Source organism: Paraburkholderia sp. SIMBA_054, assembly GCF_046534875.1.
Classification (GTDB): domain Bacteria; phylum Pseudomonadota; class Gammaproteobacteria; order Burkholderiales; family Burkholderiaceae; genus Paraburkholderia; species Paraburkholderia hospita.
In genome coordinates, this window is record NZ_JAWRXV010000005.1 from 184245 (window position 1) to 202258 (window position 18014).

Consider the following 18014-nt stretch of genomic DNA (forward strand, 5'->3'; position numbering starts at 1 on the left):
TCAGGCGAGCAGCGCCGCCTGCTCTTCGATGCCGTCGAGCATCGTATTGCACGTGCGCACGAGCGCAATGCCCTCGCTGCGCAGTGTGTCCGACGGCGCCGAAGTCAAGTGCTGCCGGTACTGTTCGAGCGCGCCGAGCAGCGGCGGATACTGCAACACACCCACCGCGCCGGCGACGCGATGATGCCATTGACGCAACGCCGGGACATCGAGGTCGTTCAGCAGCGGCGGCAACGCGCGCAGATCGTCGCGCACGGCCGACACGAATGCATCGAGCAGCGACTTGACCGTCGACTCACTGCCCCAGATCTGCGTCAACTGGCTGAGATCGACGGGAACGAATGCGATGCTGCCGACGTTCGCAGGTCCCGCATCGGGGACGACAGCAGCCGTCGCGTCGCCTTGCGTGGCGGGCCGCGCGCTGTCCGCGCCGAACCAGCGGCTCAGATATTCACGCAAGGTGGCGAGGCGCGTCGGTTTGACGAGGCAATCGTCCATGCCTGCCTCGCGACATGCCTTCAGATCTTCGGGCGCAGTGTTCGCGGTGATCCCGAGTATCGGCAGGTGCTCGCCCGTCAGTTGCTCGCTTTCGCGCACGGATCGCGCCAGTTCGTAGCCGGACATGATCGGCATGTGACAGTCGGTAATCAGGAAGCCGTACGGTGTCGCATCGAGTGCTTCAAGTGCCTCGGCGCCGTCATTGACGACATCGCACGCGAAACCGAGCAGCGCCAGTTGATGACGGATCAGTTCCTGATTGACGGGATGATCTTCGGCGACGAGCACGAGGCGCCCGCTCGCAATCGCGCGCTCCCGATCCGGCGGCGCGGCGGCGGCTTCGGCGGCGCCGGGATGACGCGCAGGCGTCGGCGAAAGGCCCGTCAACGCGGCCGCGCACGCCGCGCTCAAGCCACGCCACGAGATCGGGTTGATGCTCACGCGCACGGCGTTATCAACGATCCGATAGCCCGTCGGCTTCGGCTTCTCGGTCAGGCTGATAATTTTCGCGCCGGACTGCGCGACGGCCGGCGGCAGCTCGACGCCGTCGCCGACGAACACAAGGTCCACACCTCGCAGCGCTCGCGGATCGCGCAACTCGACAAGGTCGGCACCGGCGCAACGCAGCTCGATGCCAAGCGCCGCGCCGAAGTGCGCAAGCGCCCTCGCGACGCACGCATCCGGCGTCGCGACGACGCCGCGCTTGCCGCGCAATCCGCCCGCCGTGTAGTGCTGCATTTCGAGCGGCATCCGCAACCGCAGCGTCATGTGCGTGCCTTCACCAGGCGTGCTCGACAACGACAGCGCGCCGCCCATCAACGCGATCAGTTTGCGGCAGATCGTCAGCCCGAGGCCCGTGCCGCCGAAGCGCCGCGTGGTCGACGATTCCGCCTGCACGAAAGGCTCGAACAGGCGAGCCTGGACTTCAGGCGCGATACCGATACCCGTATCGACGACGGTTATCTCGACCGTTTGTCCCGCCTTGCTCTCCTCGACTACCTTCACGTTCACATCGACCTCGCCCCGCGGCGTGAATTTGATCGCGTTGCCGAGCAGATTGAACAGGATTTGTCGCAGGCGTACGCTGTCGCCGCGCAGCGTTGCGGCGACCTGCGGATCGATATCAACGCGCACTTTGAGACCTTTCTCATGCGCACGCCCCGCCAACAGGCCAACCGCCGTATCGACCAGATCACGCAGGTCGATCGGCTCGGATTCGATGGTCAGTCGTCCCGCCTCGATCTTCGAATAATCGAGCAGGTCGTCGAGAATCTGCAGCAGCGCACCCGCCGATTCGTGAATCATCCCGAGCATCTCGCCCTGGTCGGCATCGAGCCGGGTGCGCTCCAGGACTTCGACAAGTCCGAGCACGCCATTCATCGGCGTACGGATTTCGTGACTCATCATCGCGAGGAAATCGTCTTTTGCGCGCGACGCCGCTTCGGCCAGATCGCGCGCGCGCCAGTTCGTCGGCGCGCAGCCGTTCGATGCTCGCGTCGACCCAATAGCCGCTCCAGACGGTCGCGTCACTCTGCTCGCGACGCGGCACGAGCTCCGCGCGAACCCAGCGCTGCTCGCCGGGACCATCGATCCGAAACTCCAGGTGCAGCGGCTCCGACATTTCGGCGGACCGCTCGAGTGCGGCGACGACGCCGGGACGGTCGTCCGCGCAAATGGTGCCGAAATTGAGCGTGGCGCGCCGCATCAGAACGGCACTGTCGTAACCCAGCAACTGTTTGGTATCGCCGCCCACATAGGGGAACGTGTACTGGCCATCGAGCCCGCGGCGCAACTGGAACACCACGGCCGGCAACGAGCTGGTTACGTCGACGAGGCGCCGCTGTGTTTCGTTTGCCAGCATTTCGGCGCGACGGATATCCGTAATGTCGACGAGCGTGCCGAGCACGCACAGCGGCGTACCGTCGACGCCGTTGCAGACGCACACGCAAAAGAGACCGTGCCGGCTGTCGTACTGACTGTCTTCGAACTCCAGTTCGATCTGTGTGGCCAAGCCGCTTTGCAGCGCCTCGCGTGTCAACTGCTCGAGACGCAAGCTGTTGTCCTCGCCCCAGGCATGAACGTCCGCGCTCGTGCGGCCGATCACGGCTTCGCGCCTGAGGCCCGTCGCTTGTTCATAAGCCCGGTTGACGCCGATGTAGCGCCCTTGCAGATCCTTTGCGACGAGCGGATACGGGACCATTTCCATCATCGTCTGCTGGAAGTTCAGTTGCGATTCGAGTTCGCGCTCGGTGCGCTCGCGCCGCGTGACTTCGCGCTGCAGCAACACGTACGCTCGCAACGTCAGCAGCAGCACGACGCCGATGCCGATCAGCACAGGCAGCAGCCGCAGTGCCGTCACGCTCCAGCCGCCTTGCGGCGGTGCGTCGCCTGTCACCCATTTCTGACGGATGCGCTGGCGCTCCGAAGCAGGCATCGCGAGCAGCGCGCGGTCGATCAGTCCCGCCAGCGTCGCGAGGTCGTCACGAACCGCGAAGCCGACAGGATCTGGCTCGCGCACTACGCCGACCACTTTCAGCACGCCCGCATATTCCCGTGTCAGCGCAGCATCGATTTCGGCGACGTTGCCAACCAGCGCGTCGGCGCCGCCGGCGGCCAGCAGTTTCAGCGCCGCATCGAGATTTGGCGCGACCGTCGCGTGCGTCGCGACGACGCCATACAACTCGAATGGCAACGCCCCTTGGCTATGCATCGACACCACGATGCGGCGCGCAGCAAAATCGTTGAGGCCGCGCGCAGCAGGTTCGGCTTCGCGCGCGACGATGACAAGCGGATACGTTTCGTACGCGCGGGTGAATGTCGCATGCTCCAGTTGGGGATCATTGCGCGTGGCAGTCGCGAGCAGCGGGACGTTGCCGCGGTTGAAATCGGCAATCGTGGTCGTCCAGTCCTTCGCCGGCGCGCGGTGGAACGAGAGGCCGAGCGTGCGGCCCAGATAGTCGAGATAGTCGGCGGCGATGCCCGAGGGACGGCCGAGGTCGTCGAGCGTGCTGAACGGCGCCCAGTCGGCGTCGAAACCAACAGAGAGCGGCGGAAGCGACCTGAGCCACGCCTGCTCTTCACGGCTCAGCACGAGATTGGACGCCGCCGATGCGGGCCGCGCTTCGAAGCTGCCGCCGATCCAGCGCGCCCGGATTGCGGCTTCGTCGTCCGGTCGCAGCGCGGACAGCCCGCGGTCCAACTTGTCGCGCAGGTCGCTTTTCCCGGCGGGCACGGCGAAGCGCATCTCGCTCGCCTGCCCCGTCTCCTCGAACGCGATACTCAGGTCACGGAATTCCGGATCCGCTAGATAATGCCGCACGGCAGGCGTAAAACCGAAATAGGCGTCGTCGTCACCCCGCTTGATTGCGCGCAACGCGGCAAGCGTGTCGGTGAAGCTATCGATATGTGCTCGAGGGAATCGCTCGCGCAGGACGGCGCCGAGCGCGAACCCGCGCTCGATGGCGACGCGCGCGCTTTGCACCTGGGCCTCGCCGGACAAAGCCATCGCATTGCTCGCCCGCGTCACGACGGAAGTCGATCCGCGGAAATACGGCACCGAGAATGACAGGCAATGCTCGCGCTCCGGCGTGCGGGCGATGCTCATCAGCACATCGACGCGATTCGCGCACGCCGCGGCGAGCAGCTGGTTCAGGTCTGGAAACGACTTCGTCGTGATCTCGACGTCCGGCCCAACGACGGCGCGCAGATAGTCGACGCTCAGCCCGGTGAACCGGCCTTCCTGAAACATCTCGAAAGGCGACCAGCCGCTGGCGAGCACGCCGACTATCAGTTTGGGAGGAAACGCTTGTGGACGCGCGCCGAGCGCGGCATTGGCCTGCTGACCGCTCAGCAGTATCAACAGCAACGCAAGGCTTGCCTTCAGCGCCAGGCGGACGCCGATCAGCCAGGCGCGATGTGTGGAACGAACACGGGAATGAGCGGAGATGCGCGAACAGTACATGTGCGTACGCTCACGCCGACTCGCCATGCCGGCTCTCGCGGGGCGGCCGCGCGAAGATATCGCCCGGGTCGCCGAACAGTCGCGAATGGAGCAAGCCGGCGAGCATGCCGCCCGCCAGCGGAGCCGCCCAGAAGAGCCACAACTGGTCGAGCGCCCAGTCGCCGACAAACAGAGCCGGGCCAGTCGAACGCGCGGGATTCAACGATCCGTTGGTGATGGGCGTCGCGACGACGTAACTCAGCATCAGCCACACGCCTGCCACGAGCGGATCGATCAGGTTCGCCGATTGGCCGTTGGACACGAGCATGCGCGCCAGCACGAACGCAAACGACATGGTGATTTCGACGGCCAGCGCGGAATGAAGCTGATAGTCGTCGGGAGAATGGTCGCCATATCCGTTCGCGCTGAATTCACTCGCTGCGAGTTCGAAGCCGGGACGGCCGCTGGCGATGTAGACGAGCAGCGCCGTGCCCGCGAGCGCACCAAGCACCTGCGCTGCGATATAGGGCGCGAGATCGCGGACGGGAAACCGCTGCGCGGTCACGTAACCGACGGTGACGGCGGGATTGAAGTGAGCGCCGGAGAAGCGCCCGAGTACGTAAGTCGCTGTAGCCAGCGCGAGACCGAATGCGAGCGGCACAGCTAAAACGCTATTACCTTGCGCGCCGGTGTTGAGCACGGCCGTGCCGCACCCAACGAACACGAGCCACGCCGTCCCGGCACCTTCGACAACCAATCGCTTTCCCAGCCCTGACATGCATCCTCCCGTAACGGCTCGTCCCGACAACTTTTTTGAGACGATTTACATGCTCGCGCCTGGTGTCGATTGATTTGCATGGCAAATCAATGGTGTTGGCGCCGCTCCCCCGCGATCCGGGAGTCCAACAGAAGATTGTTGTTCCGTTGAACGAGATAGAGAATCGGACAACTCCGAAATCATTCAGGTGAGGCCGATCTGGCAGGCATAGTCGATTACATCGGCCTCCGTCTCGAGCCCCAGCTTGCGCATCGCATTGCGCTTCTGCGTGCTGATCGTCTTCGCGCTGCGGTTCAGCTTGGTGGCAATCTGGCCGATCGTCAGGCCGCTCACGTACATCGTGAAGACTTTCCATTCGCCCGCGCTCATCACGCCTGCCCGCGGTTGCGGTGTGCCCGCCTTCGCAATGGCGGCGCGCGCGTGATCTGACAAATAACCCTGGCCAGTCAGCGCGGCGTCGATCGCGTGAACCAGCGATGCGGTGATATCGCGCTTGTCGACGATCGCGGCAACGCCATGCTGCAGCAGCCCCATCAGGATCGACGGCTGATGGATCATGGTGAGCACGACAACCGGCAACTGAGGCGTGTGATGCAGCAGCCGCCGCAGGAACTGGATCGCGTTGCTTTCTCCGTCGATGCCCGGCATGCCAATATCCGTTACGACGACGTCGCATGCGCACGCATCGAGCAGTTCGGCGAGTGCCTGCGTGCTCGCTGCTTCGCCCGCCACCGACACATGTGCGATCTGTTCCAGCAAACACCTGACGCCCATGCGCACGCACACGTGATCGTCGGCGACGATGACGCGAATCTTGTTTTCCATCTTGTTGTGATCTTGTTGACGGACCGTCACCGTACAGCGCGTTCCCCTCGAGGACGGTCACTTCGCCAGGGTCGCAGCTTCGCTGCGTCAGCCTCTTTTGCCCGACCCGCCTGGGCCACTTGATGGATCGTCAGGCACCAGACCGTGTTCGACGGCGAACCGGAACAGATCGGCATCGCTCTGCAGCGACAGCTTGCGCATTGCAGTACATTTCTGTGCGCTGATCGTCTTGACGCTACGACCGAGCCTCAGCGCAATTTCGGTCACTCCGCGCCCGGTCGCATAGTGCGTCAACACTTCGAGCTCGCGTCGCGAAAGAACCTGTCGGACATAGTCGATCCGGCGCGACAACGTAGCGTCGGCGAGCAACGCGCGAATGGCGGGACCGACATAGCATTCGCGCGCCAACGCGGTGATGATCGCCACATGAATCAGATCGATACGGTCGCGCTTGCTGACGACCGCACCCACGCCCAGCGAAATCACCTTTTGCAGGGAATCCGCCGCGATTTCCATGGTCAGCACCACGACCACGACGTCGGGATGACGTTCCTTGAACTGTCGAACCATATCGACGCCGTCGCCATATGCGCCACCGGGCATGTACAGATCCATGACGACAAGCTCGCATTTGACACGCTGCGCCTCGGCGAACAACTCCGATGAGTCCGTTGCCTTCCCAACGATCTCGATATTTGGAAACCCCGACATCAGATTCTCCATCGCGAGTAGGACCAGCGGATGGTCGTCGGCGATGATGGTGCGGATTGGCAGTGTCACATCCTTTCTGATATTCACGCGTGGTCGCTCCCTGTGCTCTGTAGCTTGGTATTGATTCGGCGAGCCCTTAGCCGGCTGAGGATCAGACATTCAACCGCTCCCCGACATAAGACTTATCTGAATTTGGAAGAATCATTTAGCGATGAAATTTGATTAGTTATCCTACGCAACTTTCTGCACAAGACCATACGCTCGCACGAACGCAAAAAGCCCCGGATCATTGCTGACGCCCAGCTTCGCCATTGCGTCGCGCTTTTGCCGGCTGACCGTCCGGACATCCCGCCCGAGGTCGCGGGCGATTTCGGAGATCGACTTGCCGCGCACGAACATGCGGATCACTTCGGCCTGGCGCGGGGAAAGATTGCGCATGGGCGACATCCCAAGCGGCTCACCGCTCGCTTCTGCGAGCGTCAGCAGGATTGACTGGCTGACGTAGGAACGGCCTGCGCCCGCCGCGCGGATAGCCGCGGCCAGCTCGTCCATCGATTCGCTCTTGTTGAGCATGCCGATCACGCCGTCGGACACGATCGACCGGAGAATGGCAGCGTTGGTCAGACTGGTCAGCACGACGATGCGCACCTCGGGCCAGCCGCCCCGGATGCGCCGGATGAGCCGCAGCCCGTCATCCGCGTCACCCGAAGCATCCGGCATGGTCAAGTCCGTGACCAGCACATCGCATGAGGTCTTACCCATCAGTTGAACGAGCGACGAAGGGCTCGTCGCCTCGCCGACGATCGTGAATCCTCCGTGCGCCACGAGCGTGGCCCGGATACCGAGCAGAACAAACGGATGATCGTCTGCCAGCATGATTCGAAGATTCACTATTGCCGCCTTGTTATTGGTTTGTGTTTGTCGATGTCGAAACGCTCATTTCGCAGCAACGTCGAAACGAGTCCGCTTTACGACAACGCTCGCGACATATAACGAATCATGTTCCGACAATATGAATCAAAACATTTGCGGCAAAAATGGAATATCAGAGAGTTCCGAATCAATGGCCGATTCAAAGACAAACTACAAGTTTCGTTGAGTAATTACCGATTTCAGACACTTCCATTGAGATAGTGCTTAACCATTTTCATCGCACTATTTCCGAAATTTCCAAAGGCATGTTAGGAAACCACAACGGGCAGGATGCTGGCGCGCAGAGGCAGTCGGCGCACTGGGCCCGCTCTCGCAAAATCGCGCCAATGCATCTTAGATTTGCAGTGAATACGAGGTACGCCACAGAGTCACTGTCGTGCAATATGCTCTTGAGAGAAGAACCCGCTTAGAAACCGAAACCCATAAAAATCAACCTCTAAAATAATTCCTACTTTCATGACGGAAATATCAGACGCATCACATCGATTTCCAGCCATAGGGTGAATTCGATTAATTTCACCTTGAAGAAATAACACCAAAATAAAAAAAGGCGTCCGGCTCATGACCGGACGCCAACAGAGATGTTCAAAAAAGTGTCGACGCGATCACGCCCTGGCTCTCGACGCATACCGCGCCGTGCGCACGGGCCGCGGGAAGACGGGCAGCGCAATCAGCGCGCACACGCTCGCGATTGCCCACACGGCCGGCCACGAGGTCGCCGCGAGCAGCGGCGGAATGGCAAGCGGTGTGACGAACAGGGTCATGAACGCGCACGTGTTGCCCATCGCCAGCGCGGTACCCGCGCGGCGCGTGCCCGCGAGCGTCGCAAGTTCCGTGTAGGCGACGCCGTGCCATGCGGACGCGCTCACGCCGCCGAGCACCACCATCGCCGCCAGCACGACCGCGATCGCGCCGTGCGCGCCGTTGGCGCCCGCGGCAATCAACGCGAGCGTCGCGAACAGCAGCGCCGTCAGCACGCTGCAGGCGCGCATGTACTGGCGCCGGTTGCCGTGCCGGTCCGTCCAGCGCCCGCTCCACACGCGCGCGACGGCGGCGCCCGCCTGCACGGCGACCATTGTCCCGCTGATCTCCAACACGCCTGCATGGCCGAAGTCGTGCAGAAAGACCGTCGCGAACGTCACGACGGCCAGTTGCGGCACGCACAGCACGCCGATGCCCAGCGCGACACGCCACACGCCGGCATCGCGCAGCGGCGAATGGGGCGTGGCGGGCGCGGCAGGCTCGGCAGGCGAAGCAGCGAGCTCGCCGCCAGCTGCATGCTGCCCGCCCGACGCAGCCGCTACGGGCGGCTCGTGCAGCCAGCACCACGCGAACCACGCGGTCACCGTGCACAGCACGGCGAGCACGCCATACACGGCCACAAAGCCGAAATGCGCGGCAAGCGACGGCAACGCCAGCGCGCCCAACCCGCCGCCTGCGGGCACGGCCGTCTGCCGGATGCTCATCGCGAGGCCGCGCTCGCCTTCGCGAAACCACGCCATCACCGCGCGCCCGCTCGATCCGTTGACGCTGCCGCCCAGCAGCCCGACAGCCAGCAATCCGAGCGCGAGCGGCACGATGCCCGGCGCATCGGCGCCGTTCGGCACCACGAAGCCTGCCATCGCGGTAAGCGCGGCCGCCGTCGTCAGAAGGCCGAGCAGCAGCACGCGCCGGTCACCCCAACGGTCGGTGAGCAATCCCCACGGCAATTCGCTGATGGCAATGCCGAGCCCCAGCATGCCGAGCACGAGGCCCAGCCCGCCGTTGCCGATGTGATAGCCGTTGCGCAGAAAAATCGCCGTCGTCGGAATGCCCGAAAAAGCGGCCGAGAAGCTCGCGTTCGCGGCAAAGCCGACGCCCAGCACCTTCCAGCGGTGATTGCCGCCCATTCCAGATCCCTGTCCCACGATCGCCTCCAGTTGTATCGGTTGACGGCTATCGTAGGATTGGACGATCAATCGGAAAAGCGGGAAAATAGGATGTCATCCATCGGAGAATCCGAAACATGATCCAGCGTGCGTTCGACCTTGCACAGTTGCGCACCTTCGTTGCCGTCGCGGAAGCGGGCAGCGTGTCGGCGGGCGCGGAACGCGTGTTCCTGTCGCAGTCGTCGGCGAGCGAGCAGTTGAAGAAGCTCGAAGAGCGCGCGGGCCAGCCGCTGTTCCTGCGCGGCAAGCAGGGCGTCACCCCGACGCCCGCAGGCGCGAAGCTGCTCGACCATGCGCGCCGCATTCTGGCGATGAGCGAAGCGGCATTCGAAGATCTGCAAGGCCGCTCGCTCGACGGCGAACTGCGCATCGCGATCACCGACTACTACCGGCCGCACGACGTCGCGCGCGTGCTGAAAATATTCTCGGAGCAGCATCCGCGGCTGCGTCTGCATGTGACCGTGCTGCCGAGCGCGGTGATCGACAGCAGCGTCGAAAACGACACCACGTTCGATATCGGCCTGTCGCTGCGCATCGTCGCGCCGGACACGAAGCGCGCGGCATCCAACAGGCCGCACGAGGCGAGCACCGTCGTGCGGCGCGAGAAGCTGGTGTGGGCCATGTCCGCCGACGCCGATCCGCGACACGTCGCCACGCCTTTCCATCTCGTGCTGCTGCCGTCCACTTGTCAGCTGCAGCGCTTCGTCGTCAGGTTGCTCGACGAGAACAAGGTGTCGTATCTGATATCGCATTCGGCATCGGGCATGGCGGGTCTTCAACTGGCGTTGAAGGCGGGGCTTGGTATCTCGTGTCTGAATGAATCGTCGATCGGCTCGGGCATGGTGCCGTGTCCGCCGACGATCGGCCTCCCTCAGTTGCCAGCCGTCGAATTTCATCTGCTGCCCGGACGTCCCGGCGAAAGCGCACGCGTCAGCGATGCGCGCGAAGCGTTCATGCGCCTGCTCGCGTGAATGCGATTGCAGTATCTGCACAAGTGCTTAGTTGACACGACAATTACTGCAACTGTTTTTGCTGCGTTGAAACGCGACCAATTGCCATCTATGATGATTGCAACGTCACCGTCATCGTGATGCCTTAATGTATCAATGCGTTTGCCTGATCGAAGGCAAGCGCGAAGCATGCGCGCGCGTCAATCCGTACCCTCATCTGCATGCTTTTGCGGACTTGACTAGACTGTCGGCGCCGCGCATCGCGCATGTAAGAGCAGCAATCATTCGCATGTCATGGGTCGCTGATGCGGCCGCGGTAGAGAAGCAAAAGAGAAGAGCGCAATGCGTCTCTTCCCAAGGGTGCAACACAACGATACCTACAAACCCTATTTCCCTACGAGGCCAGTCGTGCATCGCAGAACCATCGGCTCTTCGATCCTTTTGCTGCTGTGCGCCCTTTGCGCGCGAGCGTCATTCGCGGCGTCGAACGACGCACCCGCGCCGTCGGCGATGGACGAGAAAATGCACGCCTGCACGACCTGTCACGGCGCGCAGGGCCAGGGGCGCAACAACGATTACTTTCCGCGTATCGCGGGCAAGCCCGCCGAGTATCTGTTCAACCAGTTGACGGCATTTCGCGACGGCGGCCGCACCTATCCGCCGATGGGTTATCTGCTCGCGTTTCTCCCCGACGAGTACCTGCGCAAGATCAGCCAGTATTTTGCCGATCTGCAGCCGCCGTATCCGAATCCCGACACCAACCCGGTGCCGCAAGCGACGCTCGATTACGGCAAGCAGGTCGTCATGCAAGGCGACACGAAGCGCGGCATTCCGGCGTGCGCCGCCTGCCATGGCGAGCGGTTGACGGGACAGCAACCTGGCATCCCCGGACTGCTCGGTCTGCATGCGAGCTATATCGCCGGACAGATGGGTACGTGGCGCTCGGGCACGCGTCACGCGGTCGCGCCCGACTGCATGCACACCATCGCCGTGAAGCTGAGCGACAAGGACATCACCGCCGTATCGAGCTGGCTCGCGCGCCAGCCGCGTCCCGCCGATCCGCGTCCCGTGCCGCGATTGCCCGGCAAGCTGCCGCTCGCATGTGGGAGCCAACCGGAATGAAGACTCTCTCCTTTAGCTCCTTGTCGATCAGCTCCGTGTATCGCCTGCCACGCGCCGCGCGTGTCGCGCGCCGCATCACCGTGTCGCTCGCCGTGGGCGCCATGTTCACGCTCGTCGCGCTCGCGCCGCGCTCGCCGCTCGTCGCCACCGCGCATGCAGCAGAAACCACGGCGCCTGCGGGCCCAGACACTCGCCCCGAGATCGTCAAGCGGGGCGAGTATCTTGCGCGCGCGGGCGACTGCGTCGCCTGCCACACGGCGCCGCGCGGCAAGACGTTTGGCGGCGGCCTCGCGATGGAGACGCCGTTCGGCACGTTCTTCACGCCGAACATCAGCTCCGACAAGGAGTACGGCATCGGCAAATGGACAGCCGACGAGTTCTTCAAGATGATGCGCACGGGCAAAAGTCCCGACGGCAAGCTGATCTATCCCGTGATGCCGATTGCGGCCTACACCAAAGTCACGCGCGAAGACTCCAACGCGATCTTCGCGTATCTGCAGTCAGTGGAACCCGTGCATCAACCGAGCCGCAAGCTGGAACTGCGCTTCCCGTTCAATCAGCGCGAGCTGCTGATCGGCTGGCGCTCGCTGTATTTCCGCGAAGGCGAGTACCAGCCGAACCCGAGCCGTTCGGTCGAATGGAATCGCGGCGCGTATCTGGTGGAAGGACTCGGCCACTGTTCGATGTGCCACACAAAGATCAATCTGCTCGGCGGCTCGTCGAAGAGCGAGCAGTTCGCGGGCGGCCTGATCCCGGTGCAGAACTGGTACGCGCCGTCGCTCACGTCCGACAAGGACGGCGGTCTCGGTGACTGGAGCATCAAGGACATCGTCGATCTGTTGCAAGCGGGCATCTCGGATCGCGGCGCGGTCTACGGCCCGATGGCCGAGGTCACGTATCACAGTCTGCAATACATGACCGATGACGACGTGAAGGCGATGGCCGTCTATCTGAAGACGCTGCCCGACAACGATCCCGGCCGCAAGACGGGCCCGTCGGCGACCGTGAAGCCGGCCGTGTTCGAGAACGGCCAGCGCATCTACATGCAGAAGTGCGCGACCTGTCATGGCGAGCACGGCGAAGGCCATCTGCAGCACTATCCGCCGCTCGCGCACAATCAGTCGATCGAAATGGACTCGGCCGTCAACCCGATTCGCATCGTGCTGAACGGCGGCTTCCCGCCCGGCACGCGGCGCAATCCCGAGCCGTATGGCATGCCGCCCTTTGCGCAGGAACTGAACGACAACGATCTCGCCGCCGTCGTCACGTACATCCGCACTGCGTGGGGCAACCACGGTTTGCCCGTGACGGCGAAGCAGGTCAACGAACTGCGCAAGGCGCCGTTGCACTAGCCCACATCATTTGCATGAACCCTGTCCTCGGAGATATGGCAGATGGACCCTAACGATCACTCCGGCGACCACTACGGCAACGCTTCGGACGACGAAGTCGAACGCATCGTCGCGCAAGGTCCGCACGGCGCGATCGCGGTCGCGGGCGTCGCGGCCGTGGTGGTGCTGGCGATCTGGATCGGCTTCTACTTTTTCGTGTTTCTGCCGCGCGGCGTCATTCACTGATCATGTCGACCCAACCTTCCCATTCCCCGGATAACGGCCATGGCGTCGCCGAGCGCTCCGAAAAGCGCTGGGCCTACTTCGTCATCGCGATCGTCCTGTTCATGCTCGTGGTCGTCGTGTACTCCGGGCTGCACCAGGCCATGATGCCGCCGTCGCGCGTCGAAACCGTTGACCCGTCGCGGCTGCAGATGTCGGGTGAGTTCGTCGAAAGCAATCTTGGCACGGGCGTCGATCCCGACGGGACCGTCGTTGTGCGCTTCATCGCGCAGCAATACTCGTTCACGCCGCAGTGCCTGCTGGTGCCCGCCGGCACCGACGTCACCTTCCGCACGACGAGCGCCGACGTCGTGCACGGCCTGCTCGTCACGGACACGAACATCAACTCGATGGTCGTGCCCGGCTACGTCGCGACGTTTTCCTCCTCCTTCGACAAACCCGCCGATCACCTGATGCCCTGCCACGAGTTCTGCGGCTTCGGCCATCAGACGATGTGGGCGCACGTGAAGGTGATCGACAAGGCTGCCTTCTTCGAACAGGCAAAACAACATCGGAGGCTCAGCTGTGTTTCACGCTAAGCGACTCGTTCTCGCGCATTTCTGGCTCGCGTTCATCGCGTTCGGAATCGCGCTGCTGCTGGGCGCATGGCAGATGCTCGTGCGCAGTCCGCTGCATCCGTGGATCGGTGACCCGGAGCTGTACTACCGCTCGGTGACGGCGCACGGCACAGTCATGGCCTACGTACTGCCCACGCTCGTCGCAATGGGCTTCGGCTATGCGATCGTCGAACTGGCGCTGCAACAGGTGCTCGTCGGCCTGAAGTGGGCGTGGGCCGGGTTCATCCTGCTCGTGGTCGGCGCGGTGATGGCGATGGTGCCCGTTGCGGCCGGCCAGGCGTCGGTGCTCTTCACGTTCTATCCGCCGATGATCGGCAGCCCGTTCTATTACCTCGGCGTCGTGCTCGTGGTGGTCGGCTCGTGGATCTGGGTCGCGCTGATGGGCGTCAACCTGCACGTCTGGAAGCGCGCAAATCCCGGCAAACCGGTGCCGCTCGCGATGTACGCGAACGTGGCGGGCGCGTATCTGTGGGCATGGACGGCCGTGGGCGCCGCGCTCGAAATCCTGTTCCAGATTCTGCCCGTCGCGCTCGGCCTGAAATCGACCATCGACGCGGGCCTCGCGCGCGTGCTGTTCTCGTGGACGCTGCACGCGATCGTCTATTTCTGGCTGGTGCCGTCGTATATCGCGTACTACACGCTGGTGCCGCGCGCGATTGGCGGCAGGCTCTACAGCGATTCGATGGCGCGCGTGTCGTTCATCCTGTTCCTCGTGTTCGCGATGCCGATCGGCATTCACCACCTGTTCGCCGATCCGCAGGTCGGTGCGGGCTTCAAGTTCGTTCACGCGGTGTTCACGGGCATGGTGTCGGTGCCGACGCTGCTCACCGTGTTCACGATCTGTGCATCGGTGGAAATTGCCGGGCGGCTGCGCGGCGGCAAGGGCGCATTCGGCTGGCTGAAGGCGTTGCCGTGGGACAACCCGATGATGCTCGTCATCGCGTTCTCGTTCATCATGCTCGGCTTCGGCGGCGCGGGCGGGCTCATCAACATGAGCTATCAGCTGAACGAGACCATCCACAACACGCAGTGGGTCACGGGGCACTTCCATCTGATCTTCGGCGGCGCCATCGTCATCATGTACTTCGCGATCGCGTATGAGTTGTGGCCGCAACTGACGGGCCGCGCGATCGGCTCACTGCGGCTGATCCGCTGGCAGTTGTGGCTGTGGTTCATCGGCATGATGGTCGTCACGCTGCCGTGGCACTACGTCGGTTTGCTGGGCGCGCCGCGCCGCATGGCGTACTACGACTACAGCAATCCCGCGATTGCGCCGCAAGCTGTCTGGGTTGCCGTGTCGGCATTCGGCGGGTTGATTCTGGTGATCTCCGGGTTCCTGTTTCTCTACATTCTCGCGAAGGCGCAGTTCGGCGTTATCGAGCAGCCGAAGCAGTTCCGCTTCAGCGCACCCGTGCATCCCGTCGAACGCGTGCCCGCTGCGTTGAACAGCTTTGGCCTGTGGGTCGCGCTGATGATCGGACTGACGATCGTCAACTACAGCGTACCCATCGCGCAACTACTCGGCTTGCAGCAGACTTCGGTGCCGGCCGTATCGGTGGGAGCGCGGTCATGAGCGAAGAACGCGTCTTCAGCTTCAGCAACCGATGGTTCACGACCAGCGTCGGCGGCGTGATCGCGATTGCGATCGTGGCGGCTCTGATCGGCTTTATCTGGCTGCCGTCGAAGCATCCCGACTTCACGCAGCGCGGCTTATGGGCGACGATCTGCAGCGCAGCGGGCGCGCCGTCGACGTGGTTCACGCAAAGCGACAACGTCGCCGGCCCCGCGCCGAGCAACGTGCTCGTGCTGCCGCCTCTGCCGCCGTGGGGCCGCACGCGTCCCAGCGCCGAGTCGATCGGACGTGGCGCGACGCTCGCGCAGAACTGCTCGATGTGTCATGGCGTCGAAAGCCTGATCCAGGTCACAGCGCCCGTGCTCGCGGGGCAATATGCGGACGTGGTCTATAAGCAATTGCGCGACTACCAGAGCGGCCAGCGCGCGAACGCGATTATGCCGCCCATCATCGCGCAGTTGAACGACCGCGATCTGCACGATCTCGCGAATTACTATTCGACGCTGCCGCGCCCCGCCGCCGTCGAACAGGCCACGACCGAAGACGCGACCATCCGCAAGTTCGTCAACGAAGGCTCGCCGATGCGCAACATCGCGCCTTGCGCGGCCTGTCATGGCGATCGTGACCGCAAGGGCGCCGCGCCATGGCTTGGCGGGCAATCGTCGGTGTATATGGCGGCGCAACTGCGCGCGTTCGCGGACGGCGACCGTCACAACGACATCAACGAACAGATGCGCAACGTCGCGCGGAATATGACGCCTGAGGAGATCGACGGGGTCGCGAAGTATTACGCTGAAAGGCAGCCTTAGAGCGTGACGCTGGAAGACAAACGGCGGTGCAAGCCTGAAGGCTTGCACCGCCGTTTTGCGTTTTTATACGAACCGACCGAATGCACGGGGGCGCGATCTCAAGGCATAGCCAACACTACTTCACCAGACTGACGGGAATTCATGCCCGCCGCATTCATGTGCGCCAACTCGACGTCGAGCCCGAACTCTTGACTTTCTTTTACATAATCAGGGGCAAGCGCCGGTTATCCTCGTTAGACCACTTCATCCGTGGCTATTTGGCCTACGTGGAGACAAATCGATGCGTAGAAACAAGTACAACAAAATTATTCTCGTAGCTCCGAGAGTCAGTGCGTCCGCCGATACGCGCAGGAAATCTCGGGAGGTCGCATGACAACGTCGAGACTCGTCGCAAAAGGCGACACGACGACGACCAAAGGCCGCGTCATGGGCGGTTCGTCAACATGGTATGCAGACAACGGACAAGCATTCGCTCTGTATCACGACCGGGCAACGTGCGGGAATTGCAAAGGACTGTTTCCGATCCTGGGCAGCGCCCGGGACTGGATGGAAAACGGGAAGCCGATGGTGAAGCATATGGACCGGGTACTGTGTCCATGTGGGAAAAACCATGTACTTGCCAGTGGAGCTTCCTCGCTTCTGCACACGAGCGGCGCCGACGCAACGACGACAAGCAATGTCTCGTTCACGGCGCCAACAAACTCGACAACGTGTGATGAACAGGTTCATGCCGTCGCCCGCATGGCGCTCGATTTCTACTCCTACTTCATCGAAACGGCAGACGGGAGAGCTTTCTCGGGCCGCGTCGCCGAAGGTGGCGACCTGCCACGCGTTGCGACCAACACTGGGGCGGACTATCACATCTACTGGGGCGACGAAGCGCTGGCTAGAGAACAAGGAATTGAATAATGCCGAACAGCAGAACCATTGTCAGGACGAATTCCAAACAGGCTCCATCAAGGACGTGCAGCTGCGCGTGGTCACCTTCCAGGAGTTGTGGGACAACTATCCATCGGGAAATCCTTACAACAATTCAGTGTACAAGGATCAGTGCGCAATCCGCATGAGTGTGATGTTTCATCGTGTCGGCATCGAGATGAAGTCGTTTTCGGAAAAACTCGTCCGGCCTCTGTCGGATCGACCATCAATCGGGCGGATTATCCTCGACGGCAAAGCCACGGCCACTCGCGCCGACGAATTGGGAGAATGGCTGAAGTTGCAGCCGTTTGCGGGACTTCCAAAGGCCGAAGATATTACTGGCTCAGATTGGGAATCGAAGGTGAAAGGGCGCACGGGTATCGTTGAGTTTTCCCGTTATTGGACGCGCGCAGGTGAAACGACTTCCAATGCAAGCGGCGGCCACATCGACCTCTGGAATGGAGCACGCCTGACAATTAGCAGCGCGCCGGATGCCGTTGCAACGATTAGCCGCTATTTTGGCGGACAGTCCTTCTTTCCGGGAACGGATTTCGGCTGGTCCGACCTTCGGAACGCGAAGCAGATTCTGTTTTGGCAAATCAAATAATGCACCGATTCCTCGGGACCTTCGGGTTTGCTTTCATAGGCTTGCTCAGTGTCTTTGCGTGGTCCTCAATCGATACCCGGTTGTGTGACGCGTATGCCCGGCTATGTATCCCGCGCGCTGGTGAGTGCGGGGCGGATTAGACACTTGCCCTATCACGACGCAAGTGTTTGCCGAGTTCGCCTTATATCTGCTTGCCCCGCCGGTTCTCTTCGCAGGGCTAGGATATTTGCT

At 62.6% G+C, this 18014-nt stretch carries 14 protein-coding genes and 2 pseudogenes; 9 read left to right on the forward strand and 7 right to left on the reverse strand.

What is annotated here, in order from left to right:
- The 7 genes and pseudogenes from SB822_RS08180 to SB822_RS08210 all read right to left on the reverse strand — a co-directional run bounded on the left by SB822_RS08180 (nt 1) and on the right by SB822_RS08210 (nt 9574).
- A pseudogene (locus SB822_RS08180) lies at nt 1-4486 on the reverse strand (ATP-binding protein).
- Nucleotides 4470-5216 carry an aquaporin gene (locus SB822_RS08185; RefSeq protein ID WP_079498024.1) on the reverse strand — a complete coding sequence of 249 codons (747 nt, stop codon included), beginning with the start codon at nt 5214-5216 and terminating at the stop codon, nt 4470-4472. The pseudogene SB822_RS08180 and the gene SB822_RS08185 overlap by 17 nt, the downstream one beginning before the upstream one ends.
- A gap of 183 nt (nt 5217-5399) precedes the next feature.
- Nucleotides 5400-6041: a response regulator transcription factor gene (locus SB822_RS08190; RefSeq protein ID WP_090835001.1), complete on the reverse strand. Its 642-nt coding sequence runs from the start codon at nt 6039-6041 to the stop codon at nt 5400-5402.
- 87 nt (nt 6042-6128) lie between these two features.
- Nucleotides 6129-6839, reverse strand: a complete 711-nt coding sequence (locus SB822_RS08195; RefSeq protein ID WP_318225110.1) for a response regulator transcription factor — start codon at nt 6837-6839, stop codon at nt 6129-6131.
- A 144-nt stretch (nt 6840-6983) separates the two neighbouring features.
- Nucleotides 6984-7628, reverse strand: coding sequence for a response regulator transcription factor (locus tag SB822_RS08200; protein WP_007743424.1), 645 nt, complete (start codon nt 7626-7628; stop codon nt 6984-6986).
- A 425-nt stretch (nt 7629-8053) separates the two neighbouring features.
- Nucleotides 8054-8248: a hypothetical protein gene (locus SB822_RS08205; protein ID WP_143055679.1), complete on the reverse strand. Its 195-nt coding sequence runs from the start codon at nt 8246-8248 to the stop codon at nt 8054-8056.
- Between the two features lie 42 nt (nt 8249-8290).
- Nucleotides 8291-9574 carry an MFS transporter gene (locus SB822_RS08210; protein WP_090834996.1) on the reverse strand — a complete coding sequence of 428 codons (1284 nt, stop codon included), beginning with the start codon at nt 9572-9574 and terminating at the stop codon, nt 8291-8293.
- A 116-nt stretch (nt 9575-9690) separates the two neighbouring features.
- Here SB822_RS08210 and SB822_RS08215 point away from each other — a divergent pair, with 116 nt between their 5' ends.
- The 9 genes and pseudogenes from SB822_RS08215 to SB822_RS08255 all read left to right on the forward strand — a co-directional run bounded on the left by SB822_RS08215 (nt 9691) and on the right by SB822_RS08255 (nt 17783).
- Nucleotides 9691-10584, forward strand: coding sequence for a LysR family transcriptional regulator (locus tag SB822_RS08215; RefSeq protein ID WP_007579731.1), 894 nt, complete (start codon nt 9691-9693; stop codon nt 10582-10584).
- A 387-nt stretch (nt 10585-10971) separates the two neighbouring features.
- Nucleotides 10972-11685, forward strand: a complete 714-nt coding sequence (locus SB822_RS08220) for a c-type cytochrome (RefSeq protein ID WP_007579730.1) — start codon at nt 10972-10974, stop codon at nt 11683-11685.
- Nucleotides 11682-13037, forward strand: a complete 1356-nt coding sequence (locus SB822_RS08225) for a c-type cytochrome (protein ID WP_007743404.1) — start codon at nt 11682-11684, stop codon at nt 13035-13037. The genes SB822_RS08220 and SB822_RS08225 overlap by 4 nt, the downstream gene beginning before the upstream one ends.
- 42 nt (nt 13038-13079) lie before the next feature.
- Complete coding sequence (locus SB822_RS08230; protein WP_007579728.1) at nt 13080-13262, forward strand: hypothetical protein; 183 nt, start codon at nt 13080-13082, stop codon at nt 13260-13262.
- Between the two features lie 2 nt (nt 13263-13264).
- Nucleotides 13265-13837, forward strand: a complete 573-nt coding sequence (locus tag SB822_RS08235; RefSeq protein WP_007579727.1) for a cytochrome c oxidase subunit II — start codon at nt 13265-13267, stop codon at nt 13835-13837.
- Nucleotides 13824-15449, forward strand: a complete 1626-nt coding sequence (locus SB822_RS08240) for a b(o/a)3-type cytochrome-c oxidase subunit 1 (protein WP_007743403.1) — start codon at nt 13824-13826, stop codon at nt 15447-15449. The genes SB822_RS08235 and SB822_RS08240 overlap by 14 nt, the downstream gene beginning before the upstream one ends.
- A complete protein-coding gene (locus SB822_RS08245) occupies nt 15446-16258 on the forward strand; it encodes a c-type cytochrome (protein ID WP_007579725.1) in 813 nt (270 codons plus the stop codon). Before SB822_RS08240 ends, SB822_RS08245 begins: the two co-directional genes overlap by 4 nt.
- Before the next feature lie 369 nt (nt 16259-16627).
- The gene (locus tag SB822_RS08250) at nt 16628-17167 is read left to right on the forward strand and encodes a PAAR domain-containing protein (protein WP_007743401.1); all 540 of its coding nucleotides are present in this window, start codon (nt 16628-16630) and stop codon (nt 17165-17167) included.
- A pseudogene (locus SB822_RS08255) lies at nt 17167-17783 on the forward strand (type VI secretion system amidase effector protein Tae4). Before SB822_RS08250 ends, SB822_RS08255 begins: the two are co-directional and overlap by 1 nt.
- The last annotated feature ends 231 nt before the right edge of the window (nt 17784-18014 follow it).

Coding starts and splice junctions, on each gene's coding strand:
- SB822_RS08185 (WP_079498024.1), bottom strand. CDS start 5,216: ATGTCAGGGCTGGGAAAGCGATTGGTTGTCGAAGGTGCCGGGACGGCG.
- SB822_RS08190 (WP_090835001.1), bottom strand. CDS start 6,041: ATGGAAAACAAGATTCGCGTCATCGTCGCCGACGATCACGTGTGCGTG.
- SB822_RS08200 (WP_007743424.1), bottom strand. CDS start 7,628: ATGCTGGCAGACGATCATCCGTTTGTTCTGCTCGGTATCCGGGCCACG.
- SB822_RS08205 (WP_143055679.1), bottom strand. CDS start 8,248: ATGAGCCGGACGCCTTTTTTTATTTTGGTGTTATTTCTTCAAGGTGAA.
- SB822_RS08210 (WP_090834996.1), bottom strand. CDS start 9,574: ATGGGCGGCAATCACCGCTGGAAGGTGCTGGGCGTCGGCTTTGCCGCG.
- SB822_RS08215 (WP_007579731.1), top strand. CDS start 9,691: ATGATCCAGCGTGCGTTCGACCTTGCACAGTTGCGCACCTTCGTTGCC.
- SB822_RS08225 (WP_007743404.1), top strand. CDS start 11,682: ATGAAGACTCTCTCCTTTAGCTCCTTGTCGATCAGCTCCGTGTATCGC.
- SB822_RS08230 (WP_007579728.1), top strand. CDS start 13,080: ATGGACCCTAACGATCACTCCGGCGACCACTACGGCAACGCTTCGGAC.
- SB822_RS08235 (WP_007579727.1), top strand. CDS start 13,265: ATGTCGACCCAACCTTCCCATTCCCCGGATAACGGCCATGGCGTCGCC.
- SB822_RS08245 (WP_007579725.1), top strand. CDS start 15,446: ATGAGCGAAGAACGCGTCTTCAGCTTCAGCAACCGATGGTTCACGACC.
- SB822_RS08250 (WP_007743401.1), top strand. CDS start 16,628: ATGACAACGTCGAGACTCGTCGCAAAAGGCGACACGACGACGACCAAA.